This is a genomic window from Leisingera sp. ANG49 (assembly GCF_059694505.1).
Genome location: NZ_JCATZN010000010.1, coordinates 43,576 through 66,856, shown reverse-complemented (window position 1 = coordinate 66,856; position 23,281 = coordinate 43,576). Strand labels below are relative to the sequence as shown.

General features: G+C 57.4%; 19 protein-coding genes and 4 pseudogenes. 14 read left to right on the top strand and 9 right to left on the bottom strand.

The genetic code is table 11. The annotated features are described in order from the left end of the window. Window positions 1-23: 23 nt before the first annotated feature. Window positions 24-1,579: pseudogene (locus AC58NV_RS21420) on the top strand (ISL3 family transposase). A gap of 86 nt (window positions 1,580-1,665) precedes the next feature. On the opposite strand, the pseudogene AC58NV_RS21415 reads toward AC58NV_RS21420, so the two are convergent. Both AC58NV_RS21415 and AC58NV_RS21410 read right to left on the bottom strand, forming a co-directional pair. Continuing rightward, a pseudogene (locus tag AC58NV_RS21415) lies at window positions 1,666-1,821 on the bottom strand (IS110 family transposase); the annotation flags it as partial. Window positions 1,822-2,250: 429 nt separating this feature from the next. Then, complete coding sequence (locus tag AC58NV_RS21410) at window positions 2,251-2,673, bottom strand: EF-hand domain-containing protein (RefSeq protein WP_497228950.1); 423 nt, start codon at window positions 2,671-2,673, stop codon at window positions 2,251-2,253. A gap of 267 nt (window positions 2,674-2,940) precedes the next feature. On the opposite strand from AC58NV_RS21410, the gene AC58NV_RS21405 reads away from it, so the two are divergent. Beyond that, window positions 2,941-4,062, top strand: a complete 1,122-nt coding sequence (locus tag AC58NV_RS21405) for an aromatic ring-hydroxylating oxygenase subunit alpha (RefSeq protein WP_497228949.1) — start codon at window positions 2,941-2,943, stop codon at window positions 4,060-4,062. 355 nt (window positions 4,063-4,417) lie between these two features. Here AC58NV_RS21405 and AC58NV_RS21400 read toward each other — a convergent pair whose 3' ends face one another. The 3 genes from AC58NV_RS21400 to AC58NV_RS21390 all read right to left on the bottom strand — a co-directional run bounded on the left by AC58NV_RS21400 (window position 4,418) and on the right by AC58NV_RS21390 (window position 6,459). Then, window positions 4,418-4,741 (bottom strand): H-NS histone family protein, encoded by a 324-nt coding sequence (locus AC58NV_RS21400; RefSeq protein WP_497228948.1) that lies wholly within the window; start codon window positions 4,739-4,741, stop codon window positions 4,418-4,420. Window positions 4,742-4,850: 109 nt separating this feature from the next. Further along, entirely contained in the window at window positions 4,851-5,786 is a 936-nt protein-coding gene (locus AC58NV_RS21395; protein ID WP_497228947.1) for a nucleotidyl transferase AbiEii/AbiGii toxin family protein, read from the bottom strand. Between the two features lie 76 nt (window positions 5,787-5,862). Further along, the gene (locus tag AC58NV_RS21390) at window positions 5,863-6,459 is read right to left on the bottom strand and encodes a DUF6088 family protein (RefSeq protein ID WP_174149562.1); all 597 of its coding nucleotides are present in this window, start codon (window positions 6,457-6,459) and stop codon (window positions 5,863-5,865) included. Between the two features lie 408 nt (window positions 6,460-6,867). Here AC58NV_RS21390 and AC58NV_RS21385 point away from each other — a divergent pair, with 408 nt between their 5' ends. From AC58NV_RS21385 to AC58NV_RS21375, 3 genes are all read left to right on the top strand, one after another. Then, window positions 6,868-7,065 (top strand): DUF2958 domain-containing protein, encoded by a 198-nt coding sequence (locus AC58NV_RS21385; protein ID WP_497228946.1) that lies wholly within the window; start codon window positions 6,868-6,870, stop codon window positions 7,063-7,065. A 7-nt stretch (window positions 7,066-7,072) separates the two neighbouring features. Then, entirely contained in the window at window positions 7,073-7,231 is a 159-nt protein-coding gene (locus AC58NV_RS21380; protein ID WP_497228945.1) for a DUF2958 domain-containing protein, read from the top strand. Between the two features lie 189 nt (window positions 7,232-7,420). Next, entirely contained in the window at window positions 7,421-7,936 is a 516-nt protein-coding gene (locus AC58NV_RS21375; protein ID WP_497228944.1) for a hypothetical protein, read from the top strand. Between the two features lie 886 nt (window positions 7,937-8,822). On the opposite strand, the gene AC58NV_RS21370 is transcribed toward AC58NV_RS21375, so the two are convergent. Then, window positions 8,823-9,695 carry a LysR family transcriptional regulator gene (locus tag AC58NV_RS21370; RefSeq protein WP_497228943.1) on the bottom strand — a complete coding sequence of 291 codons (873 nt, stop codon included), beginning with the start codon at window positions 9,693-9,695 and terminating at the stop codon, window positions 8,823-8,825. A 206-nt stretch (window positions 9,696-9,901) separates the two neighbouring features. Here AC58NV_RS21370 and bla point away from each other — a divergent pair, with 206 nt between their 5' ends. The 7 genes and pseudogenes from bla to AC58NV_RS21335 all read left to right on the top strand — a co-directional run bounded on the left by bla (window position 9,902) and on the right by AC58NV_RS21335 (window position 15,876). After that, window positions 9,902-10,780, top strand: a complete 879-nt coding sequence (gene bla / locus AC58NV_RS21365; RefSeq protein ID WP_497228942.1) for a class A beta-lactamase — start codon at window positions 9,902-9,904, stop codon at window positions 10,778-10,780. A gap of 272 nt (window positions 10,781-11,052) precedes the next feature. Beyond that, entirely contained in the window at window positions 11,053-11,988 is a 936-nt protein-coding gene (locus tag AC58NV_RS21360; protein ID WP_497228941.1) for a LysR substrate-binding domain-containing protein, read from the top strand. A gap of 265 nt (window positions 11,989-12,253) precedes the next feature. Beyond that, window positions 12,254-12,490, top strand: a complete 237-nt coding sequence (locus AC58NV_RS21355) for a hypothetical protein (protein WP_497228940.1) — start codon at window positions 12,254-12,256, stop codon at window positions 12,488-12,490. Next, on the top strand, window positions 12,491-13,006 hold the full coding sequence (locus tag AC58NV_RS21350; RefSeq protein WP_497228939.1) for a 3-methyl-2-oxobutanoate hydroxymethyltransferase: 516 nt from the start codon (window positions 12,491-12,493) through the stop codon (window positions 13,004-13,006). It begins immediately after the preceding gene. 5 nt (window positions 13,007-13,011) lie between these two features. Beyond that, on the top strand, window positions 13,012-14,031 hold the full coding sequence (locus tag AC58NV_RS21345) for a sterol desaturase family protein (RefSeq protein ID WP_497228938.1): 1,020 nt from the start codon (window positions 13,012-13,014) through the stop codon (window positions 14,029-14,031). A gap of 140 nt (window positions 14,032-14,171) precedes the next feature. After that, window positions 14,172-14,277 (top strand): annotated as a pseudogene (locus tag AC58NV_RS21340) (2Fe-2S ferredoxin); the annotation flags it as partial. A 524-nt stretch (window positions 14,278-14,801) separates the two neighbouring features. Next, window positions 14,802-15,876, top strand: a pseudogene (locus AC58NV_RS21335) (IS110 family RNA-guided transposase). A gap of 423 nt (window positions 15,877-16,299) precedes the next feature. On the opposite strand, the gene AC58NV_RS21330 reads toward AC58NV_RS21335, so the two are convergent. Then, a complete protein-coding gene (locus AC58NV_RS21330) occupies window positions 16,300-17,586 on the bottom strand; it encodes a pilus assembly protein TadG-related protein (RefSeq protein WP_497228937.1) in 1,287 nt (428 codons plus the stop codon). Window positions 17,587-17,590: 4 nt separating this feature from the next. Beyond that, window positions 17,591-17,959, bottom strand: coding sequence for a TadE/TadG family type IV pilus assembly protein (locus tag AC58NV_RS21325; protein ID WP_497228936.1), 369 nt, complete (start codon window positions 17,957-17,959; stop codon window positions 17,591-17,593). 350 nt (window positions 17,960-18,309) lie between these two features. Here AC58NV_RS21325 and AC58NV_RS21320 point away from each other — a divergent pair, with 350 nt between their 5' ends. After that, a complete protein-coding gene (locus tag AC58NV_RS21320) occupies window positions 18,310-18,789 on the top strand; it encodes a cytochrome b (RefSeq protein WP_497228935.1) in 480 nt (159 codons plus the stop codon). 630 nt (window positions 18,790-19,419) lie between these two features. Here the strand turns inward: AC58NV_RS21320 and AC58NV_RS21315 are convergent. Further along, the gene (locus tag AC58NV_RS21315; protein ID WP_497228934.1) at window positions 19,420-22,212 is read right to left on the bottom strand and encodes a bifunctional aconitate hydratase 2/2-methylisocitrate dehydratase; all 2,793 of its coding nucleotides are present in this window, start codon (window positions 22,210-22,212) and stop codon (window positions 19,420-19,422) included. A 335-nt stretch (window positions 22,213-22,547) separates the two neighbouring features. Here AC58NV_RS21315 and AC58NV_RS21310 point away from each other — a divergent pair, with 335 nt between their 5' ends. Continuing rightward, the gene (locus tag AC58NV_RS21310) at window positions 22,548-23,237 is read left to right on the top strand and encodes a GntR family transcriptional regulator (protein ID WP_497228933.1); all 690 of its coding nucleotides are present in this window, start codon (window positions 22,548-22,550) and stop codon (window positions 23,235-23,237) included. Window positions 23,238-23,281: the final 44 nt, after the last annotated feature.

The following is a 23,281-nucleotide window of genomic DNA, read 5'->3' as shown; positions in this document are numbered from 1 at the left end:
GCAGGATTTGGAGGGGGTTGCCGATGGCGTCACAGTTTTCACCGCGGGATTTCCTGCCAGAAGGCCTCAAGGTCGACCAGGTTGAGCTTGTTGGGAACACGGTCCGGATCCACTCCCGTTCCCCCAAAGCCTCGGCGGCGTGTCCGCGCTGCGGCACGGTTTCCCCCCTTATTCACAGCAGGTACCGTCGCCGGCCTGCCGATCTTCCTGCGCATGGACGAAAGGTGGAACTGGTCCTGCTGGATCGCCGCTTTCGCTGCCGTGCTCTGCGTTGCCCAGCCAAGATATTTGCGGAGCGGTTTCCGCCGGACGTGACCCGGCCGCATGCGCGGCGCACGCCACGTCTGCAGGGGCTGGTGCGCCACCTCGGCCTTGCTCTTGGTGGGCGCCCCGCGCAGGCGCTTGCCAGACGGCTTCTGCTGCCGGTCAGCAAGGACACTTTCCTGCGCAGCGTTCGGGCTGCGACCGAGGAAACTGTCGCGTAACCCCGAGTGGTCGGTATCGACGACTGGGCATGGCGCAAGGGACAGCGCTACGGCACGCTGATCTGCGATCTCGACCGGCGGCAAGTAATTGATCTGCTGCCCGACCGCGAGCCCGCTACCCTGGAAGCGTGGCTCCGCGCGCGGCCCGGAATCGAGGTTGTTGCCCGCGACCGTAATGGCGGCTATGGCGGTACTGTCGCACGTGCCTTGCCGGAAGCGGTTCAGGTCGCCGACCGTTGGCATCTGCTGGAGAATGCAAGTGCCGCCTTCCTGGCCGCGGTGCAACGGAGCATGCCCGCCATCCGAAGGCGATCGGGGTAAAGGCTCTCGATCCGAAGCTTCTGACGGCAGCGGAGAAGGTGCAATTTGAGGGTTTTCAACGGCGCCAGCAGACCAACCGCATGGTTCGCAGGATGGCCGATGATGGTACTCCCATTTAACGGATTGTGCGCCTGACCGGGCTGAGCCGCGGCTTGGTCCGCCAGATCATCCGCGGGGAGCGCGGAGACGTTTTTAGCATTCGCGAGAGGAGCCTGACCCCTTGGTTGCCGAGGCTGGAACGGGAGTGGAGTGGCGGCTGCCGGAACAGTGCAGAGCTCTGGCGTCGGCTCCGGACCGATGGGTTCCTGGGCAGTCTCCGGGTCGTCGGCGAGTGGACGGCACGCCAGCGCCGCGCCGAGCATGCGGTGTCGTCCGGAACGGGCAAGTCTCCACCCGCCCGCAAGATCGCGCGGCTCCTGACCGTGGGGCGGGATCACTTGTGCAGGGCCGATGCAATCCAAGTCGCGCGGATCGAAGCCGCTTTGCCAGCCCTGGCAGCCACCCGGGTATTGATAGACCGGTTCACCGATATGGTGCGCAATGCCCGCGAGGGCGAATTGGCGGCCTGGCTCGGCGCGGCAAAAGACAGCATGATCGCGCCCTTCGCCCGCGGCCTCCGGCGCGATTACGCCGCCGTTGGGGCCGCGTTGCGGGAACCATGGTCGAATGGTCAGACCGAGGGCCAGATCAACCGGCTGAAGACGCTGAAACGCCAGATGTACGGCCGTGCGAACATCGATCTGCTTAGGGCCCGCCTTGTCGCTGAATCATAATCAGCAAGGTGCATCAACTCTGAGTCAGAGCCATTTTTGGATGCCGATTTCCCCGCTACGGGGTCAATATTGCATGTCTGTTCACAGACGAACCGCATGGTAGGACGTGTCACGGCCTCGCAAATCGCCTCTGCATCGACCGCGTCAGACTTGCCGCGTTTCACATAGGGTTTGACGTACATTGGCGGCATCCGCCGAACTGTATGGCCGAGCTTTGATAACTCGCGCGCCCAGCGGTGAGCAAGGCGTCAAGTACTGCCAGGTGATCCGCTGGAAAAACAGATGTGAGCAGCCATTTATTTGAAATCGCATACGGCTGCTGCGTCCTGGACCTGTAAGTTCGATCAAGTAAAGGTTTCGGGTTTGCGGCGAACGTCCGGAAAGTGGGTTGCAACCGCAGAAACCGAACGACGATCCCAAAGTCAGCTTTGGGTCGTTCTTGTTGCCAGCATGGCGCCGATCCTGCGATGCATCCGAAGTCGGCTCCGGGCCCTGTTGACGTTTTTTGCAAAGTCGCAAAAGTCGGCTTGGGTGTTAAGGTTCCTGATCGAAATTCAGTAGAGCCCTGTTAGGCCAGGCAGGCGCGGCCTGCCTGGCCCCCGTGGAGGCGCGCATCGCGCGGCGTAAGGGCTCCTCCAAACCCAGCCGTGGGCGCCGCCCGGTATTGCAGGTCAGCCGCTCTTCTGGCTGCGCAGGGCACGGAAGTCGCTGCGGGTCAGCTCGCCATCGCCGTCCGCGTCTACGCGGGTGAAGAACTGCTCGGCGACGGACCGGAATTCCGCCTTGGAGATGCTGCCGTTGCCGTCGGCATCGGTGATGGAGAAGGGATCGGCATTGCCTGTGCGCTTGGCGCCGCCGCCGAGCTTGCGCTGGCTATTCAGTGCCTCCAGCATCGCTGTGTGCTCACCCTTGTCCAGGCTGCCGTTGCCGTCGGTGTCGGCACCGTCGAACTTGGCCACCCGGGCCTCCACCGCCTCGGCGACGGTCACCTTGCCGTCGCCGTTCAGGTCCATCGCCTTGAGGCGGCCTCCGCCGGCGTAAGCAGGCAGGGCAACGGCGGCGATCATGGCTGTGATGAGGATTTGCGTCTTCATGGTTAGGTCCTTTGTTCAAATCTCTGCGACGGTATGTCCCCTCTGAAACGGGATAGCCCCGTGTTTCCGGCGCAAAAATCCGTCACGGCTCGAAAATGCGTCATCACCTTTCACAAGCTGTTGATATCAAGGTCTGAAACCGCCGTGCCTGCCGTAATCAGGCCGCCTGTTTCCGACCCCTTGGGCGGGAATGGAGGCGCAGCGCTGCCTGCAGGGCGGCACTCTGCGGGATAGCCAGTTTTGCCCGGAGGAGGAGAGATGGGGGAAATGAGCTTTGCCGGAGGTGTTTACACCACCCTGCCGGCCCGCAGCTATACGGAGGAAGCGCTCTTCGCGGAGGAGAAGGTGAAGATCTTCCGCCGTTGCTGGCAGCTGATCGGCCATGCCAATGACATTCCCAATGCTGGCGATTACGTGGTGGAGAATGTTTCCGGCACCTCGGTTATCGTGATGCGCGGCCAGGACGGGGAGATCCGAGCCTTCTACAATGTCTGCATCCACCGCGGTCATGAGCTGCTGGAGGGCAAGGGCTGTGCGAAGAAGATGACCTGCCCGTACCACGCCTGGACCTATGACACCACGGGGCAGCTGCGCGCGGCTCCCAATGCCGCGAACTTCCCCGGTTTCGACAAGTCGCAGCGCCGCCTGCGCCAAGTGCGGGTCGAGGTTTTTTTCGGCCTGGTGCTGGTCAACTTGGATGCAGAGGCCATGCCCTTTGCTGAACTGGCGGCTGAGGCCATTCCCGAGATCCAAGACTACGCGCCGAACCTGGAGAGCTACCATCGCGCGGCACGGACTGAACGGCAGGCCGCGGCCAACTGGAAGGTGGTCGCCGAGAATTTCAACGAGTGCTACCACTGCGCGGTGGTGCATAAGACGCTGACCACCGGGGTGGTGGATCCGGACCAATACCGCACCCGCGGCTATGATTACGGCATCCGGCATGTTTCGCCCGCGAGGCCCGACGGGAAGAAGAGCTATTCCTATGTGGCCGATCCGGAGGCGAAGACTGATAAATTCCTGACTTGGTGGTTCTTCCCGCTGCTGGCGCTGCAGGTCTACCCGGGCGGCATCGTGAATACCTACCGCTGGAAGCCTCTGGCTGTGAACCGGACCAAGATCGAGGTCGACTGGTGGCTGCCGCAGCCTGAGCCGAACGAGGTTGAAGAGGAGATCATCCTGCAGCACCGCACCACCACCTTTGCCGAGGACGGGCCGATCGTGGACTCGGTGCAGCGGGGACTGGAGTCCGGCGGGTTCGATACCGGCCCGCTGGTAGTGGATGCCATCTGCTCCTCTCAGTCGGAGCATCCGATCATGGCGTTTCTAGAGCACTACCAGCAGGCTATGGGCCGGTCTTGCCGACGCATGTCTTCACCAGGATCCTGATGCCATGTTCATACTGGATGGCCGGATTAGGGCTTCTCGTGCATGGCTGTAGTCTCGTCGGCAAGTCGGCCAGGGCAGAGAATCTAGAGTTCTTTGAAACTTGGGAGTGCGCCTCGCAAGCACAGAGTTCCTGCAGTCGCCCTGTGTGAGCAATACCTGAACCGCGACTCCTATTGACGTTCAGGGTAGGCCGATGGGCCGGAAGTCCTGAAGAAGGGGCTGGACCTGGTGTCTGACTTTTGGGCAGCGCAGGGGGTAGCCAAGACGTTGCACGGCGGCTGAACGCCGCCGGTGCGCTATCTTTCTTGAGGCGGTGTATTGTCGCGTCGGTTTGCGCAACCAAGGCTCTGAGCCTTCAGATCTCAAGATCCTCCATCGTCTTGCCAGCTTTCAAAGCTTCGTGAACCCAAGCCGGTTTGCGCCCGCGGCCGCTCCATGTCTGGGATGCGTCTTCTGGATTGGCGTATTTGGCCGGTGCCTTTGCGCCGGACTTTCGGCCCTTAGCGCCATGAAGCGCAATCACCTCTTCGAAGGACACACCGTGTTTGTCGGCGATGGCCAGCATTTCAGAATAGGCGTTTTGCTTCGCTTCATTTTCCACTTCAACTTTGCGGGCTTCGATTTCTTTGGCCAGGGCATTGAGTTCAGCCGCATTCAGTCCGTTCAGATCTATCGTCATGTCTCACCTGTGTTTTTGGTTTGACGTTGTCAAAGCAGATAATGGTATTTGTGACAAGTGGCAGGCTTTAGACTTGGATGCTAATTCAATCAGAATTTAGTCGTTGTACTCAGCTATTGATTTCAGCCTCGAAGCCTTCAAGTGCGTGCAGGACTTCATCGAAGTCAGGGGCTTGTCCGATGATCATTTCCTGCATTCCAGCGTAGTCCTTGCGCAATGCGGTTGTGAGTTCTTTTTTTGGCGTCAATCGCAGCGTGCCCGTTTTTGCATCTTGATAATTGGCCCAGGCTGCCTTGAAGAAGACCGACTCGTGATGCGCAACTTGATCCAGGAGATCAAGGCTGCTGAGCGCCCGGGACCTGGCCTCATGGCCGATAAGCTGAGCCATATCATAGTAATGGCGAGACATGCGGTCAGCGAGTGGCTTGGCGGTATCCTGATGGTAGAGCATGTGCAGGATTGTTGCCTTTTCCCAGAAGGTGCGCTCGACGCCTAAAACCTTCACTTCGATCTCGCCAGTGTCCAGCAGATCCGGAAAGGCCTGGTGCAGGTATGGGGAAATCTTCCGGTCTTCGGCAGGCAGGTGGACACCCCGTGCACCAAATTCGAAGCGAACCGCAGGATTAACGTAACTATCTGACGATGCTGCGATTGATGGGTAATTGAAGAGCAGTGTTTGCGCATCACTGCGGTCAACCTGCAGTGAAAATTCCTGCTCCAAACCAGCATCAAATGCAGTTTTGATTTCATCAAGAAGATGCCCGGTGACTATTTTTCCGGCCGCATCCTGCAGTTCCTGGAGGAGCTGTTTTTGTTTTTTGCCGGATAGGTCAGTGTTTTCAGGATCCCGATCGCCGTCAAAGCCAAACTGTGTCCGGTCGACGGACAGATCCACATCTTCGGAAAAGCGGTGGATTACGTCATAAGCTTTGGAAAGGGATGTTCCGCCTTTGAAGATCATATGATCTCCAAAGGTGGGCAGGGCGAACAACTGTTTGAGAGACCAGCAGACCCAGAAATCCTTCTCGACAATCGCCTTGGACAATCCAAGCTGCGCGGCGGTTTCCTGAAAGGCTTCGTCCCGGTTTTCAGGTGTGTCGTTGGCAAACTTCTCTATATTCTCAGGCCTGCGTGACGATCTGCTGAACGATAGGGTGCATCCAGGCGGGTACGTGCTTGCTTTGTTTGGAGAGCAGGGCCCGGTCACGGTTATTCAGCGTCTGAGCCAGTTTATCGATTACGTGGTTATCGATCCGGTCTTTTCCGACGTAGCGCAGTGCCTGGAATACCGCGCCGGTCTTCTGGCCCGCTCCAACTAGGGTTTTGGAGCAAGCGTTCCGAAACTGGATCACTTGCCGCCCAATTGTCTTGGTGCGTGTTGGGCCATCGGTCAGATAAGTCGGCTTGGACGGCACCTGCGTGGAAAGACCCAGCTGGTTGGCGGCCATGGCAGGGGAGGGCTGAAGGATCTGATTGTCCTTGCGTGCGATTGCCTTTGCAATGTCATCAGCAGACGGCGACAGCAAACCGAAGCGCTGGCTTTTCTTGGGGTAGTCGTAGAGTCCCCGGGTCAGGCGGCGGATTACACCTTGGCCGGCCAGCCGCGACAAAGCCTGGTCCACGCTCGCGCGGGATCCGATATCCAGAAAATCCGTCGGCGTGAAAATTGACCCGCGGCCTTTCCCGATGATGCGTTGTTTTATCTTGGACATGATCATGGCTTATCTCTTTGTCAGAAAATAGTATAGAAATTACTGACTATCAAGTTTTGCGGTGATCACGCTGGAAAGGCGCCAAGTTGCTGCAAGAAAACGGAAGGGCCAGTTTGCCCGGCTTCTGTGAAACCTGCTTTCCTTGTTTGTCTTGGGGTTCGGGCAAGCCGAACGCCGCTGCGACGGATTGCTAGGGGGCTTTGCCCCCACGCGCCTGCAACCGGAAACCGCCGGGACCGTGTCCTCGGCTGCGCCTGCGGGCCGCACCACTCCCTTCGGTTTCCGGTTGCTGTTGCTACCCCCCACGCTTCGCCAGCGGGTCAGGTTTTAGAGACGGCGCCCTTACAGGGCTCTGCTCAAAACCAGAGCCAAAGGGGGCCTCTCGATGGTTATGACACAAAGGAGACGTTGGGTATGAACCTGTTTACGAAAGGCCAATTTGAGAAACTGCTGCAGAACGGGGCAATTGCGGCACGGGAGAGGGCAGGGGAGGTTGCGGAAGACACGTCGCGTCAGTCAGTGGTGAAGCTATTCACGCCCTGTGGTTTCGCAACCTGGCTAATCAGCGAAATCGATCCTGAGGGTAAAAAATATCGCCTTCGGTCTATGTGATCTGGGTATGGGTTGCCCGGAGCTGGGCAGCGTGTATATCCTGGAACTGGTGGCAGTCCGCGGTCCCTTTGGTTTGAGGATCGAGCGCGACCTTTACTGGACACCGTCAAAACCGCTTGTGGATTACGCACGGGAGGCGCGTCATCACGGTGCAATCCAGGCGTAAGCTGAACCTTGTCTTGCATGGGGTAAGGGCCTGTCCTAACCGTGCTGCTAATACCCTATGAACTTTTGGGCTGCTGACTGGCCGAGGTCAGTCAGCACGCCTGCAGCAATGAATTTGAGCAAAACTAGCAGCGCTAGGAGGCCCCGATTTGGTCCGGTGCGCGCTAATTCGGTTGAGGGCTGATATCCAATGTCTGAACTTGTGAATTCTCTGCGCCAAACCTGGCGTTCTGCCCAGCTCTATATCGGTTTCCACTGGGACCAGAAGGGCGCACGGCGTGCAGTCCCGAAGGTGTGGCCGCCGAAGAATGCCAATGCAAGTATTCACAATGATCCAAGCGAACAGGAAGCCTTTGTGGTGGTCAGAAGCGCAGCAGGGGACACGGACCAGGACGTGCAAATCAAGCTGCGCCAGGACAAGATTGTCCTGCGCCGCGATTTCCCGGATGCCTGGAACGGGGTTCTTGTGACGGAAGATTCAGTATCGGTTGCGGTGGCGGGCATTTCGATCCGGATCAGCCATGATGGTTCCATCACCCGCGAAAGCAGCAGCGAGACCACGTGGGTGGAGGCAGACGGATCTGTGCTGAAGAAGACAGAGTTCGCGGAAGCCAGCATCTCCGCCGACGGGGTGGACCTGACACGCCGCACCTCCGATAGCATCGCATCTGTTGGCAAAGATGGCATCATCGCCAAAGCGCGGTAGGGCGGGGAGTATCCCCGCAGCTTTTATATCTGCGCCAAAATGCGGGCACCTGGAATCAGCAGTTCCCGGTTCCAGAGCCTCAAACATGAGGAGCACAGGCAGCAGCAGTCCCGGCCGGATTTGTTAACCGGAAGCCTGTTACAATCAGAGCCGCCCCGGTATGTGTTCAGGGCATCACGGCTTTGGAGGGGCATTTGACTGCACACAGCGCACTCTTTTTTCTGACCGTATCCTGGGCCTCAATCTTTGGAGTCTGGTCAGGGCTTTTCGCGGCCGTGTATTTCCTCTTTTTGTGCGGCGTAAGATCGGGTGGGCTTTTCCAAAGCCTTGACCAGTTCTCAGTCTGGAGACGCGGCTAACAAGTTCAGATACCGCCACTCAAATTATTCACCAACAGGGCGGTCAAGGCACTTAACCGGCCGCCTGCATGTCGCATTTAGCGCCATCTTTCAGAAGCTCGGAAAGCTGCCTTTTGCGTTATGAAGGCTTCCCATTTGCCTGTCTCAAGCCCGCACAAAACTGGAAGAGTTGAACCCCGCTCCTGTAATGCCAGTGCTGTAATCAGGGGTGTTTTGGTGATGATCCGGATCATTGCCCCAGCCGTGTCCAGTCCAGGTCGCCCCTTGCGGCAGCGAAGTGTAAGAAGCGCCCATTGCAAACTTGGTGGTTTGACGCAACCGACCGAGGTTTTTTGCTGCGGCGTAATAGGCAGAGCCTACCGTTCGCTGCGACTGCGAAGCATTGAAACTGGTGAACTCACACATTGCGGGACAAAGTTGACTTTCGCTGCCTCTTCACCTGCGTCAGCAGTGTGGGGTTCGCGACCGCAGTGGAAAGTCCCTCCGCCGGGTATCAGTCGCTTGCCTGGCAACACGATTATCGCCACTCATTGCGCTGTCTCTGCAAGCCAGGCTTCAAATGCCAGGGCTGCGGCGGATGCCTCTTTGGAGGCCAGACGGGTAATCCAGTACCTGCCGGTTGCGATCTCCACTTCGAAGGGACGCGTCAGGTGACCATCGGCCAGCTGCGCCTGAAACATGCTGTAAGGCAATAGTGCCACGCCCATACCCTTTGCTGCCAGTTCCGCCATGGCGATCGAGGAATCAAAGACCGGGCCCTCAAGTTTTGAATATCTTGCACCCGCTTCCTGAAACCAGATCGGCCACTCGTCGGAGCGGTAAGATCTCAGCAGCACCTGGTGTGCTAGCGCATCGGGCCCATCCAGCCGGGAGGCAAGCAAGGGGCTGCAAAGCGGTGTAAGTGGGGTTTCCATCAAGGGGTGTGCAGTCAGCCCCGGCCAGCGCCCGTGGCCATAACGGATTGCAAGATCCAGACCTTCGCGCGCAATGTCCACCCGGTTGTTATTAGTGAACAGGCGAATGCTGATCCCCGGGTAACGCTGCTCGAACCCGGGCAGTTGGTCCACCAACCAGCCAACGGCAAAGGTGGTCACGACGCCAACATTGAGTGTCTCCTGATACCGGCCATCCAGAAAGCGGTCCAGAACGCCGCCGATACGATCAAAGCTGGAGGTCAGTACCGGCAGCAGCGCCTCCGCTTCGGATGTCAGGAGCAGCCCTTTCGGCGTGCGGTGAAACAGCTTGACGCCAAGCTGGTCCTCCAGCCGCAATATCTGATGGCTTATCGCCGCCTGCGTCACGCACAGCTCGACCGCCGCATTTGTGAAACTGCCCTGCCGGGCAGCAACTTCAAATGTGCGCAAAGCGTTCAGGGGAATATTCGGGCGATCCATAGCCATTATTTTTTCTAATGCGGTATCTGACTATTAGTCGTTTGCGCTGGAATTTGGAAACAAATAGCCCCCACCCCATGACATGAAGCAATGCCAAGGGGTGTCCGCCGACTGCCGCAGCGCTCTGAAGATCCGCAAGTGACCGTCCGTTTCGCCCTGCGGGGCGGATAGGTCAGTACGTTTTTGGAAACCTGAGATCACGGAGAAGACCGATGAAGAAACAATCCTGCGAACTGCTGCAACTATTCGCACTTAGCAGCGCCATCACGCTCGCAACCGCGTGTGACCTGGCAGCACAGGGATTGGAAACTGTTGTAGCAGCCTGGGAAGAACGCCTGGATGCGCGTATCGGTGCCGTGCTGCGCGACACCTCATCGGATTGGGAAATTGCTCTGCGCCCTCAGGAGCGCTTTCCCATGAACAGCACCTTCAAGTCCCTTCTTTGCGGCGCGGTTCTGGCCCGCGTTGATGTCGGCGAAGAAGACCTGAACCGGCGCATTCATTTCGATGAGAGTGACTTGGTGACCTATTCTCCAGTCGCCGAACAGAACTTGCCTGGCGGCCTGACTATCGCGGAGCTTTGCGAGGCCACAGTTACGCTCAGCGACAACACCGCCGCCAATCTGCTGCTTGGCGCGATTGGCGGCCCGGTCGGCCTCACAAGCTTTCTGCGCGAAACCGGCGATCAGATCACCCGTCTTGATCGCTGGGAAACAGAGCTCAACGAGGCGGTGCCGGGGGACCCACAGGATACAGCGATGCCTTCCGGAATTCTAAAAACGCTTGAGGCCCTGCTTTATGGCGATGTCCTCAAGCCTGCCTCCGCGGCCCAACTGCGCCAGTGGATGATAGACGACAAGGTCGCCGATGCACTGATCCGGGCCCATCTGCCGGAGGGGTGGGTTATCGGTGACAAGACAGGTGCAGGCGGCCACGGCTCCCGCGGCATTGTCGCCTTTATTGAACCGCCGGCCGGCGGCCCCTACATGGCGGCCGTCTACATCACCGAAAGCGATGCCGACTTTGAGCTGCGCAATCTGGTGATCTCGGAGATCGGCGCAGCCATGATTTCCGAAATTGAAGCCCGGTAGAAACTACAAAGGGGGAGGTCGGTACCTGGCTGCTCCCCCCCCCTCCTTTCTGACATCCAAACATGAGAAGCATCATGAAAATAATCACGCGGCGGGGCTTCCTGGCAGGAATTGCCTGGGCTCATCGGATGCATGGTAGCTCCTGGCGTCCGCAACTAAGCACAAACAGAACTAAGCCGCCGTTCTTAGCGCGACCAATCCTGACTTGCCGCCTCGCGGGTGAACTGAAATGATCACTTCGTCTTTCCAGTGCCCCAAAAGCAAGGATTTTCATGCAAACGAAACGTCTCTACCGGAACATTCAAAGGCTGCTGCCAGCCTTTGAGGCGGCAGCCCGGTTGGAGAGTTTCACACTCGCAGGGGAAGAGGTGGGGCTTTCCCAAAGCTCAGTCAGCAAGCAGATTAAGGAATTGGAAGAGCGGCTTGGCCAGCCCCTCTTTGCACGCAACCACAAGAGTATCAGCCTGACTTCAGCAGGCCGGAAACTGTTGCGCGCATATAGTTTTGCGGCGTCGCACATGACCGACACGCTTGAAGATATTCTGCAGGAGAAATCAAGGCACCAGATCGTGTTGTCGACTTCGACTTCAAACGCGGCTTTCCTGCTGTTGCCGCGCGTAGCCGAGGTCAGAGCTTGCTTTCCCGGGGGTGAAATCTTTGTGGTGACCTCAGACCCGCAAGGGATTGAGCCCTCCGGCAAGGTTGACCTGGCCCTTGTGTTCGGAAGGCCTGATTTTCCCGGGTTCAAATCGCAACCGTTGTTCAATGACATCCTTACTCCAGTTTGCACACCGGAGTATCTGCGGGAAAACGGGCCAATCGAGAGCGTCCAGGATTTGCTCGGCTGCGAGCTTTTGCACATGCAGGCGCAGCATGCCTCATGGATGGGCTGGCGGCGCTGGCTGCGCCACTTCTCTTGGGAACTGCCCAAGGACCGCCAGCCTATGGGTTTCAACAACTACTACCACGTCATTCAAGCCTGCCTTGCCGGGCAAGGCGTGGCGTTGGGCTGGCTGCGCATGCTGGGTGACCTTACGGCCGCTGGGCAGTTGATCGCTCCGCTGGCTGAGCGTCTGGAAACTGAAGACCAGTACCATCTGGCCTGGCCCGCGCACCAGCACCCGGCGTTCGACACAGCCCCTTTCGGAGACTGGCTGAACCGGCAATTCGGCGGCTGCCCACTATTAGAACCAACTCCTCTCCCTTAGACGCCGCCAGGGTATCCATGCTCTGGCCGCAGCGGCCTGCATTCCCTCAAGGAATGCAAAATGGCAATAGCTTTCATTTGAGAACGCAAGCTCCAACCAGCATTTTGTGCAGGTCACCTCTGCAGGCTGTTTAATCTGCCCCTTCACCACACCCAGGAAGACTTAAGGAATGCACAACATATTCACCTTCGGCCACTAGCCAGCGCGGCGGAACTGGACCGTTGCAAGCCTGCGCGCCAACAAGGGCAAGCTTCAGCTCACAGAAGTGACAGCCATGAATGCGGGGCAGGCAGCGCGGGCTGCCGCCGCCGGGATCGATACGCTGATTACTCGTATTCAAACTCTGGGCGAGGTCCGGGCGGCTGCGCCCAATACCTTTGTTACTGCCGCGCTGATGCTCATAGACCATCCGACAGAAAAGGACGTGCTCGAAGGGGCAATGCGGGCAATGGATCAAGGCGCAGACGCGCTCTACACCACCCGCAGCCTCGACACGATCTAGATGCTGGCCGATCTTAATTTCCCGGTCATGCGGCATGTCGGTCTAGGTCCGCCCTACAGCACCTGGATTGGCGGTTTGCGCGCTTATGGCACTACCGCAGACGAAGCCATGAAACTATTGGAACGCTTCCGCGCGATGGAAGACGCAGGTGCCTTTGCCGTAGAGGTGGAATTGGTTCCCCAGCAGGTTCTGGAGGAGGTTAACAATCAGACCAGCCTGATCACCTTCTCGATCGGATCCGGATCCGGCGGTGATGTCACCTTTCTGTTTTCCGAAGACATTTGCGGCGAGACCGAAAACCCGCCGCGCCATGCCTGCGCTTATGGCAATGTCCTGCACCTGCAAAAGCAGATCGAGGAGGAACGCATCGCAGCTCTGAGCACCTTCCAATCTGCGGTGCGAAGCGGCGCCTTCCCGTATGGGGATGTCTCCATTCGGAAGAACCCCGATGAGCTTGAGGCGTTCCGCGCCCGGCTGGCAGAAACCGCCCCCCTAGGGGCAGAAAGCAAAGGATGACCGACATGGCGCAGGAAACCACAAACGCCGCGCCCGGCGTCACTCTGCCCCTCAAATCCACCTGGAATTGGCATCCGGAGTTGCCCCTTCAGGATCATTCAATCTTCAATTTGAAGCGTGGGCCCATTGCCGCGCTGAAAGTCCTTTGGGGGTCCTGGCTGCCTATTTCTGACCGTCTGATTGTTGTGGCGGTCTCATTTCTGACTTGGGTCTTCTTGTCTCCTTCCCTGGAGACTGCGCAGACATTTGCTGTGGATTGGGTGGCCGCCGTCTACTTTCGCAACCTCGCACTGATGGTGCTGCTGGCAGGTGGGATGCATCTCTATCTCTATACGTTCAAATGCCAGGGCAACCATTTGCGTTATGATACGCGTCCGTTCCACAAAAAGAGTGCGCTGTTTACCTTCAACAGCCAGTTCCGCGACAACGTGTTCTGGTCGGTCGCCAGCGGTGTTACGGCCTGGACAGCTTATGAGGTCATCGGCCTCTGGGCCTATGCCAACGGGTTCATGTCGGTGATGGAGTTCGCCAGCAGCCCGGTCTGGTTTGTGCTGTGGTTTGTCTTCCTGCCGGTTTACGGCGTGTTCCATTTCTACTGGATCCACCGGCTGCTGCATTGGGGCCCGCTCTACACCCATGTGCATGCGCTGCACCATCGCAACGTCAATGTTGGACCCTGGTCCGGCATGTCGATGCACCCGGTTGAGCATATCGGATATCTGAGCTCGGTCCTGATCCACCTCGTGCTGGCCTCACATCCGGTCCATTTCATCTTCCAGCTACAGCAGAAAGTGCTCCTCGCTGTCAGTTCGCACGCCGGATACGACGCGGTTACTGCCGGGAACGGCAGCGATAAGGGGCTGAAGGTTGGGGATTTTTTCCATCAGCTTCATCACAGGTACTTTGAGTGCAACTATGGCGAGCCGGAAGTTCCCTGCGACAAGTGGTTCGGCACCTTCCATGACGGCACCGAAGAAGCCACCGCGCGCACACGCGTGAGGCTGAAAGAGATGCGCAAGAAATAGGCGGCTGTATCCGCTGGCAAAGCCATTCCGGTGCCAAAATCTGGAGAGACTGGATAGCTCCTCATCGCCAAGCAAGAAACGAACGCTATCAGTGTGGATGTCCCGCTTTATCCAGGTTTCCGGCAAACAGGGCAAATGAAATGACCAAAATTACCTATATCGAACACAACGGGCGCGAACATATCGTGGACCTGCCAAACGGAACCACAGTCATGCAAAGGGGCACGTGATCACAGCATCCCTGGCCACTAGCTACCAATGAGCCTATTGCCGCCATCTCTGCCTTTAGGAGCGTTCAGACAGGAGAGTAAATCGCTCTATGCAGTATGCAGTATGCAGTATGCAGTATGCAGTTGTTGAGGCCATCACCAGTACGAATGGCGACGTCCTCGATGAACCTGGCTAGATGCTGCATGCCCAGTGTTCATCGACTTCGGTTATGATTTTCTCTACAAGCTCGAGAAATATGATGAAACCGGTCTGAGCTGTGTTCGCTGCGTGCCCAAGCGCCAAGTCTTGAACGATTTAGAAGCGCTTGATGATGCGAGAGCTATTGGCCAAATGCCTCCTTACGTCAGCCTTTAGCCGTGTGGATCGATCCCGTTCAGTTCGCATGTCTTGATGAGTGAGGCAAGGACAGCCCAGTTTTGTGCGCCTGTGTCATGCCCCGTGAAGAGCCCTATGCGGATGGAGTGGATGGCTCCTGCTCCACCGGCGTCGCAATGCGCCATACTGCAGTTGTCATAGACTGTTAGGAAAGGAGCCATCCAATGACAGTTAAAACAGTTGGACTGGATCTGGCCAAGGATGTGTTCCAGGTTCACGGGATTTCCGCCGCCGACCGCAAGATATTCAATAAGAAGATCAAACGCGCGAAACTGCTCGCGTTTTTCGAAGCTCTTCCGCGATGTGTCGTCGGCATAGAAGCCTGCGGCTCTGCCCATTATTGGGGCCGGGAGCTCAGAAGGCTGGGCCATGATGTCCGCCTGATGCCGGCGGCCTATGTCAAACCATACGTAAAGCGCGGCAAGACAGACGCCGCTGATGCCGAGGCGATCTGCGAAGCTGTCCGCCGGCCAAGTTTAAGCTGGTCCGCGCTAGCGGATTGAACGATCCGGAGGATCGTTCAAAGGCGCAGAACGCGCTTCGTCGAAGTGAAATCCGAAGACCAGCAGGCAATCCTGGCGCTGCACCGCACCCGGGATCTCGCGGTCCGGCAGCGCACACAGCTGGCGAATATGATCCGCAGCCTTCTGCGCGAATTCGGCCATGTGCTGCGGAGCGGGATTGAGGCTGTGATCGCCTTTGCCAAGCGCCACCTTGAAGGGGAAAGGCCCGGCATGCCCGATCTGGCAAGCGGCATTCTGGGCACGGTCTGCTATCAGTTCCTTGGAGTTCACGAGCGCGTTGAAGGCTATTCAAAGATGATCGAAAAACATGCGCTGCTGCATGCCGGCGCCCGGCGCCTGATGCGTATGCCCGGCATCGGCCCGGTCACTGCCTCCGCCATCGTGGCGACCATCGGCGACGCGAAGCAATTCCGGACCGGCCGCGATCTTGCAGCCTGGCTGAGCCTGACCCCGCTCAACAAGTCCAGCGGCGGCAAAGAGAAGCTCGGCAAGATCACCAAAAAGGGTGACAGATACATCCGCAAGCTTCTGATCACCGGCATGACGTCCCGCGCTGATGGGCAGGAAGCACCCGGAGCGCATCGATATCTGGAGCGCCAGGATCCTTGCCGGGAAACCGTTCCGGCTGGCAACGGTCGCGATGGCCAACAAAGCCGCCCGCGCCATCTGGGCAATACTGACGAAACAACAGGAATACCGGCAGCCGGCCGCCTGACCAGGCAAGCCTGCCCAGAGATGCAAGACGCTTGAAGTGATGATGCGGACTTAAGTCAACCAAGAGCAAGGACACTCCGACTAAGGTCTTGGCCCTCCGAGGCCGTTAAGCCGATAGGAACCTCGCTTGCGGAACTCATCAGGGCCAGTGGCAGACCGCCACGCAAACAGGCCGGACAGACGACTGTACTGACAAATACGCCGCAAACTCGCTGAGAAAACTCTTGCAATGCAGGAGCCATCCACAGACGACCTTGATCGATTGCCAGGCTTTTGCGCGCGCAGCACGTCACGAACCGGTGCTAAACGGCCATTGCAAGGTCCGCCTGGTAAAGATGGTTGAGCGGACGAAGCCGACCTTCGCTGCCATAGCGGTCCAGAGACATAATTATGTCGGGTTCCCATCTGGAAGTTTTAGACTTGGCTACCTCACGAGCGCCAGTTCCGCTGGGCTTTCAGCCAGGCTGATGCTGCCGAAGTGGCTGTTCAGCCCATCATCGCAGGCCCCCATCTCTTCGGCGCTGCCGTAGTCGATCTTACCATTGGCCTCGCCGTAAACGTTCATCAGTGCGGCCACGTTTGACCCCAGCTTCAGTTCCTCTCCAGCCCCCATCTGCACCCCGCGCAAATCGTTGTTGGAGCCGAACTCGATATTGCTTTCGGAGAACATATAGACGTTGTAGGAGCCCCCGCCGCAGTACTCGTGGCTGCCCACATCATTGTTGGAGCCCAGCAGGATTTTGTCCGGGCTGGCGAATACCACGTTCTCGATGGTGACGTTTGAACCGACTTTGACCTCCTTGCCTGCCACCACTGCGATGTTTGCCACCGTCGTGTCGGAACCGAAATCGGCGACCTCACCGACCACATAGAGCGTGCCGGGGGTCAACGGGGTTGAATCCGTGATTTCATCCAGGAAAACAGGTCCGTTGGCAATAAAATCCGGAAGTTCGGACAGGGCCCCGCTTTCCATCAAGGCAATCACGTCCGGCACAAGGCCGGGGAGCAGCAGGTCCTTGTCCATTTCCTGCAGCGCCTCTTCGGCGCCTTCGTTGTTGCCGCCCTGCTGAAAGTCGTCAGTGTCGTTCATGCCGATCACGGTTCCAGGGCCGAAGTAATTGTCGGAACTGATTTTGACCCCGTCCTTGCCATACAGGCAGAAGTCCGCGGCATAGCTGTTGTTGCTACCGGAAAGAATCTCCTCATCGCTGAAAAACCCGCCATTCCGGCAGCTTCCCAGTGCATTGCCCGCCTCAGCGACAGCGGTGCGGGTAATCTCAAACCGGGTGATATCTGCAAACCGCGCAAAAAGAGCGTCTAGGGGATTGTTGCTGGCGTCGGTTCGCCGCGTCGTCACTTGCACCGCATTCTTAGGCGTCCCGCCCGCCGCAAACACAGCGCCATCCCAATTGCCGATAAGGACATCGCTTGCCTGAAGAACCGGATTGCTGCCTGCCTCCGGATAGTTCTTCTCTGCATATGCAAGTGCTTCGGTCACAGCATCAGCATCTTCAGGCAGCTGGCTGGCCCCCGCCAAAGCCGCTGCATCCGCAGCAACCTGAAGCCGGTTGCGCACCAAGCGCACCATCCCCCAATCAATTGTCAGCGCCAGAAGCAGCAGGAACATAAGCAGTGAAATGGCAAAGAAAACGATAATTGCTCCGCCATCCTTTCGCAGGAAAGAACGGAGCCGGGGCCAAAGCTGCCGCATCGCCCTACTCCTTCCTCATCGTGACTTCTGCCCGCAACAGTTCGGGCAGAGGCACAAAAGGCACCAGGCTGGCAAACACGTTGCTGATGGTCACGGTAACGCGGACATCATCGCTGCCGGTTGCGGCGCTGTCTTCGGCAGTGACAGAGAAGCTTGTAGGCCAGATCGACAGCACCGATTGTACCGACGCCTCAGCCTGCGTGGTGTTTGAGGTACCAACCGCCAGCTCCCGCGCGCCCTGCCGCGCAGCATCAAACATCGCGTCCGACACTGACAAAGTATAGCTCCAGGAAACTGCACCGAATATCAGAAGCAGCAGGATTGGCAGGACAAAGGCAAACTCTACGAGAACCGCGCCTGACGTATCTTGCACGAAATTCTGCAGTTTGGCTTTCAGCCTGTCTGCAACGCCACGCGCTGCGGAAGAATGCCGTCCCATTGCCGCTTGATCCTTGAAACACGCAAATTCCAGTTTGATTTACCCGGACGTTGGCGGCATCAGCTGTTTGGATGAAAATCTCTCCAAATAGTTGTATTTTTCACTGGAAGACGCCAAGTCCCCTTGGGACCGACCTTTTTGCAGCATGTGTGATTTGAGCAGACTGTGACAATGGCGGAAATGGGCTCGATCAGGCCGCCCGCAGCAGGGAGCACAGACGGGCGCTACGAGCCCATTGCTGCCGCCGGCTGCCTGCCAACACTGCGCACCTGCAGCACGGCGCAATGGTCCTTGTGTCGCTTCTTGTCGGCGGACCCGACCTGGCTGACATGGAAAACAGTGACCCCGAAAAGATGTTCGGGCTAACCGGCCATATGATCTGGGGGCTGTCTATTGGGGCGCTCATGATCGTTCGCTTGGCAATACGCTTCTTCTCTAAAAGCCCGCCCCCTGCCGGCGCTGGCAACGTACTGCTCAATTCTGGAGTTAAAATTGCGCACGTGGGCCTCTATGTTCTCGTAATTGCGGTGGTTGGCAGTGGCTTTGGCATTGCTATTTCGGCGGATCTGTTTGCGATTGTCTTCTCTGGGTCCGACGCCCCGTTGCCAGCCGATTTCAGCATCTTCGCTGCGCGGCAGGCGCACGGCGTAATTGCGAATCTTCTGCTCATCTTGATTGGCCTCCACTTTGCGGGTTGGGCCTATCATCAGTTCTTTGTGCGGGACCGGCTGATCAGGCGAATGTGGTTCGGGAAACGCACATAACCTGATGGTCTCAATGTGCTGCCTGAAGCAATCCAGAGATAGAAATTTGCTAGTAACTTTGGACTCGATCCGGCCGCCCGCTGCGGTGAAACCAGACGGGCGCTCCGGCCCATTTTGACAAACGCTGCACAGAGTATGAACGGCTGCAATAGGAACTTAATGCCTTCGTATCCCCCTACAGTCCGGACTGGTTTTTCACACATTTCGGTGATGCCTATCGCGGATTGGGACAGTTGGAGCAAGCTAGAACGGTTTACAGGCATTTGGAAACTCGCATGGCCAGAAGCACGTTATGTCAGATTCGGCTGGCCATGATTCACGCGGTTTTTAACGATTCCGAGAACGCCGAGAAAGCGGTCGAGGCTGTTCTCTCAATAGATCCTCAATTCTCGGTTCGTGCCTATACCGAGCAAGTTGCATATGAAAATGAAGAGTTGGGCCGGTCTTGGGCTGACGCCCTGCTAAATCTGGTCTGCCTGAGTGACGATTTTGATGCAGACGGCCGGCCTGACTGCAGCTCAGGTGCCGTGCTCATGGGTTTGAGACGATCTCGTTCGGGAGGTCCAAGACCAATCATGCGCAGCTATTCAAACTGCCCCACTAAAATGGGGCAGTTTTTTGTCTGGTGTTTCAGAAGTGGGCTGACCGTGTACCAGCAGGCTTCTCCAAGGGGGGGGCAAATTTTGTCAGGTCAATGCCTTTTACCGCAGCCTTGTATTCTTCAATTGTAGGAGTTCTGCCAAGGATTGCTGAAAGAACAACAACCGGAGTTGAAGCAAGCAAAGACTCACCTTTCTTCTCGGCGGTGTCTTCCACAACGCGGCCCTGGAACAGGCGAGTTGAGGTGGCAAGCACTGTATCGCCTTTTTCGGCCTTCTCCTGGTTGCCCATGCAAAGATTACAGCCCGGACGCTCCAGATAGAGGATGTTCTCGTATTCTGTACGCGCCTTGCTCTTGGGCATGAAGTCGTCGAATTCAAAGCCCGAATAGCGCTGAAGGATCTCCCAGTCGCCCTCGGCCTTCATCTCGTCGATAATGTTGTAGGTCGGAGCAGCAACCACCAGCGGTGCATTGAACTCGACTTTGCCGTTGGCTTCTTCCAGGTTCTTCAGCATCTGGGCGACGATCTTCATGTCGCCCTTGTGCACCATACAGGAACCTACAAAGCCCAGATCCACCTTCTTGTCCGCTTTGTAGAACGAGATCGGGCGGATGGTGTCGTGGGTGTAGCGCTTGGAGACATCGGCGTTGTTGACGTCCGGGTCGGCGATCATCGGCTCAACGATCTCGTCCAGATCAACAATCACCTCAGCATAGTACTTGGCGTTGGCATCCGGGGTCAGCGCCGGTCTCTCGCCCGAGCGGATTTCGGCAATGCGCTTGTCTGCCTTGTCTATCAGACCCTGCAGGGTCCCGGCCTTATTCTCCATTCCCTTATCGATCATAATCTGAATACGGCACTTGGCCAGTTCCAGCGAGCCGATCAGGGTTTCATCGTTGGAGATGCAGATTGAGGCCTTTGCCTTCATCTCGGCGGTCCAGTCGGTGAAGGTGAAGGCCTGGTCAGCCAGCAGGGTGTCGATGTGGACCTCGATGATGCGGCCCTGGAAGACGTTGTCGCCGTGCTGTTTCAGCATCTGCGCCTGGGTGGCGTGCACCACGTCGCGGAAGTCCATGTGGTCTGCCATGGTGCCCTTGAAGGTCACCTTGACCGATTCCGGGATCGGCATCGAGGCCTCACCGGTGGCCAGTGCCAGCGCCACGGTGCCAGAGTCGGCGCCAAAAGCGACGCCTTTGGACATGCGGGTGTGGCTGTCGCCACCGATGATGATGTCCCAGTCATCCACGGTGATGTCATTCAGCACCTTGTGGATTACGTCGGTCATGGCGTGGTATTTTTCCTTGGGATCACGTGCGGTGATCAGGCCAAAGTCATTCATAAAGGACATCAGCTTGGGGATATTGGCCTGCGCCTTGAGATCCCAAACCGAGGCAGTGTGGCAGCCGGACTGATACGCACCATCCACCGAAGGTGAGATCACGGTGGCCGCCATGGCTTCCAGCTCTTGGCTCGTCATCAGACCGGTTGTGTCCTGTGAGCCCACGATGTTGACTTTAACCCGCACGTCAGAGCCAGCGTGCAGAGTCTTGCCGGGTGTGGTGCCGCGCGCGTTCTTGTTGAAAATCTTTTCAACCGCTGTCAGGCCCTGGCCTTTGTTGCTGACTTCCTTGGAAGGCGCAAAGGCCGATTTCAGCTCAACACCCAGGGCCTCGCACGCAAATGTCTGCAGTTTCTTGCCAAAGACGATGGCATAAGAGCCGCCGGCCTTCATGAACTCCATCTTTTGCGGGGTAAAGGCGCCGGCCACATCGACCAGCTCTTCGGACCCATCTTCGCTATAGAGCTTCTTGGTCTTGCTGTTGATGGTCAGAACAGTTCCGGTCTCAACCGAGTATTTCTGTTCCAAGACGGGGTTGCCATCGTTGTTGAGGATGGTGTTGCCATCCTCATCCACCTTTTTGACCCAGTTTTTAAGGTCCAGGCCGATGCCGCCGGTCACGCCCACGGTGGTCAGGAAGATCGGCGAGATACCGTTGGTTCCGGCAACAACCGGTGCGTAGTTCACGAAAGGGACAAAAGGAGAGGCCTGCTTGCCGGTCCAAAGCGCGACGTTGTTGACGCCGGACATACGGGAAGAGCCCACACCCATGGTGCCTTTTTCCGCGACCAGCATTACCCGCTTGTCAGGGTGCTGCAGCTTCAGCGCCTCAATTTCTTGTTGCGCCTTTCCAGACATCATGCACTTACCATGCAGTTCCCGGTCCGAACGCGAGTGCGCCTGGTTGCCAGGGGACAAGAGGTCAGTGGAGATATCGCCTTCACCGGCGATATAGGTCACTACTTTGATTTCTTCGTCGAGCTCGGGCAGCTTGGTGAAGAATTCTGCCTTGGCGTAGCTTTTCAGGATATCCTTAGCCACGGCATTGCCGGCCTTGAAGGCCTCATCCAGACGGTCGGTGTCGGCCTCATAGAGGAAGACCTGCGACTTCAGCACTTCTGCGGCCTGGCCTGCAATACCCAGATCGTCGCCGAGGGCCAGATCCAGCAGCACCTCGACTGAGGGCCCACCCTTCATGTGAGACAAGAGCTCGAAAGCAAAGCCGGCAGAAATTTCTGCGACGGTTTCCTTGCCGAGGATGATCTCTTTCAAGAAGGCTGCTTTGGCACCAGCAGCACTCGTGGTGCCTGGCAGAGTATTGTAGATGAAGAACTTCAGCGAGTCTTCGCGGTGTTCGTTACCGTTCTCTTTGATCTGAGCGATCAGCTCTTTCACAAGCTCAGCCCCATCAATGGGCTTGGGGTTCAACCCCTGCTCTTTACGAGTGGCGATCTCATTCAAGTAGTCGGTGTACAAGCTCATGATAAATCCAACGGTTAGGTGCTAGCGAAAGTTCAAGCGCTGGTGTTCAGACACCTCTGTCTGGCTCACGCTCAAGCGTATTGTATGCGGAGGTATACCAAATGATCTTGGGTTGCAAGGTATCTGATGTCAGCACCATTTTGACATCCAATATGTGCCAAGTCGCGTTTCCTCAGCCCTCACCTTATGCGGTGATGAAGGGGGAGGCATCGACCTTAACCATATGTTTGAAAGAGAAAAGTTTCTCCCCCTGAATTGCTGAGAATGCAAAAGTTGACAGGCAGTATCCAATTGCATACTCCCGAGTGTCGCAAGAGTAACATAGGGCTGCTTTGATGGAAAACGGACATCACCAAGCTGACAACCGGCATAGTAACGTGGCCTATGTGACTCTCTTTCATGAAATTCGTGCAGGGCGATTGGGGCCGGGTGACCGCCTAAGGGAAATCGAGCTGGCGGATCGCTTGGGCGTCAGCCGTACCCCCGTACGCGAAGCCATCCGCCAGCTCGAAGCGGATGGCCTTGTAGTCCACTTGCCGCGCCAAGGTGCCGCGATCAGGTATTTGGACTATGCAGAAATCATTGAGCTTTATGAGATGCGCGCTGTGCTAGAAGGAACTGTCGCCCGGCTTGCTGCGCGCGCCGCTTCAGATGTCGAGATCAACGAATTATCCGTCATCAATTTCGAACTCAGCAAGGCAACCAGTGATGAGGGCGCTTTAGAGCTTAATCGTCTGTTTCACTCCGCCTTATTGGACGCTGCTAAGAACCGCTTCTTGCACAGTTCAATGAGAATACTCCAAAATTCTCTGATGATCCTTGGTCCAGCCGCGTCGGTTGAAAGCGACTGTTTTGATAGAGCTATTGCAGAGCATCAGACCATTATCGAAGCCCTTCAAGCCCGTGATGGTGACAGAGCTGAAGTTTGTATGCGCGCCCATATCGAAGCCGGACAAGCCGCCCGCCTCCGCACTCTTCACAACGCTGCCTATCCTGGGGAGCCTGATCTGCCTGATCCGGTTTGACTTTTTTTGCATGCCCGGGCAGTTTCGTAGTGTCCAGCCCCATT

Excerpts from the sequence above, each read along its gene's own strand:
- AC58NV_RS21310 (WP_497228933.1), top strand. The coding sequence starts at position 22,548 with ATGGAAAACGGACATCACCAAGCTGACAACCGGCATAGTAACGTGGCC.
- AC58NV_RS21375 (WP_497228944.1), top strand. The coding sequence starts at position 7,421 with ATGTCTGAACTTGTGAATTCTCTGCGCCAAACCTGGCGTTCTGCCCAG.
- AC58NV_RS21350 (WP_497228939.1), top strand. The coding sequence starts at position 12,491 with ATGCTGGCCGATCTTAATTTCCCGGTCATGCGGCATGTCGGTCTAGGT.
- AC58NV_RS21410 (WP_497228950.1), bottom strand. The coding sequence starts at position 2,673 with ATGAAGACGCAAATCCTCATCACAGCCATGATCGCCGCCGTTGCCCTG.
- AC58NV_RS21320 (WP_497228935.1), top strand. The coding sequence starts at position 18,310 with ATGGTCCTTGTGTCGCTTCTTGTCGGCGGACCCGACCTGGCTGACATG.
- AC58NV_RS21370 (WP_497228943.1), bottom strand. The coding sequence starts at position 9,695 with ATGGCTATGGATCGCCCGAATATTCCCCTGAACGCTTTGCGCACATTT.
- AC58NV_RS21330 (WP_497228937.1), bottom strand. The coding sequence starts at position 17,586 with ATGCGGCAGCTTTGGCCCCGGCTCCGTTCTTTCCTGCGAAAGGATGGC.
- AC58NV_RS21390 (WP_174149562.1), bottom strand. The coding sequence starts at position 6,459 with ATGATCATGTCCAAGATAAAACAACGCATCATCGGGAAAGGCCGCGGG.
- AC58NV_RS21360 (WP_497228941.1), top strand. The coding sequence starts at position 11,053 with ATGCAAACGAAACGTCTCTACCGGAACATTCAAAGGCTGCTGCCAGCC.
- AC58NV_RS21405 (WP_497228949.1), top strand. The coding sequence starts at position 2,941 with ATGAGCTTTGCCGGAGGTGTTTACACCACCCTGCCGGCCCGCAGCTAT.
- AC58NV_RS21380 (WP_497228945.1), top strand. The coding sequence starts at position 7,073 with ATGGGTTGCCCGGAGCTGGGCAGCGTGTATATCCTGGAACTGGTGGCA.
- bla (WP_497228942.1), top strand. The coding sequence starts at position 9,902 with ATGAAGAAACAATCCTGCGAACTGCTGCAACTATTCGCACTTAGCAGC.
- AC58NV_RS21385 (WP_497228946.1), top strand. The coding sequence starts at position 6,868 with ATGAACCTGTTTACGAAAGGCCAATTTGAGAAACTGCTGCAGAACGGG.
- AC58NV_RS21400 (WP_497228948.1), bottom strand. The coding sequence starts at position 4,741 with ATGACGATAGATCTGAACGGACTGAATGCGGCTGAACTCAATGCCCTG.
- AC58NV_RS21315 (WP_497228934.1), bottom strand. The coding sequence starts at position 22,212 with ATGAGCTTGTACACCGACTACTTGAATGAGATCGCCACTCGTAAAGAG.
- AC58NV_RS21345 (WP_497228938.1), top strand. The coding sequence starts at position 13,012 with ATGGCGCAGGAAACCACAAACGCCGCGCCCGGCGTCACTCTGCCCCTC.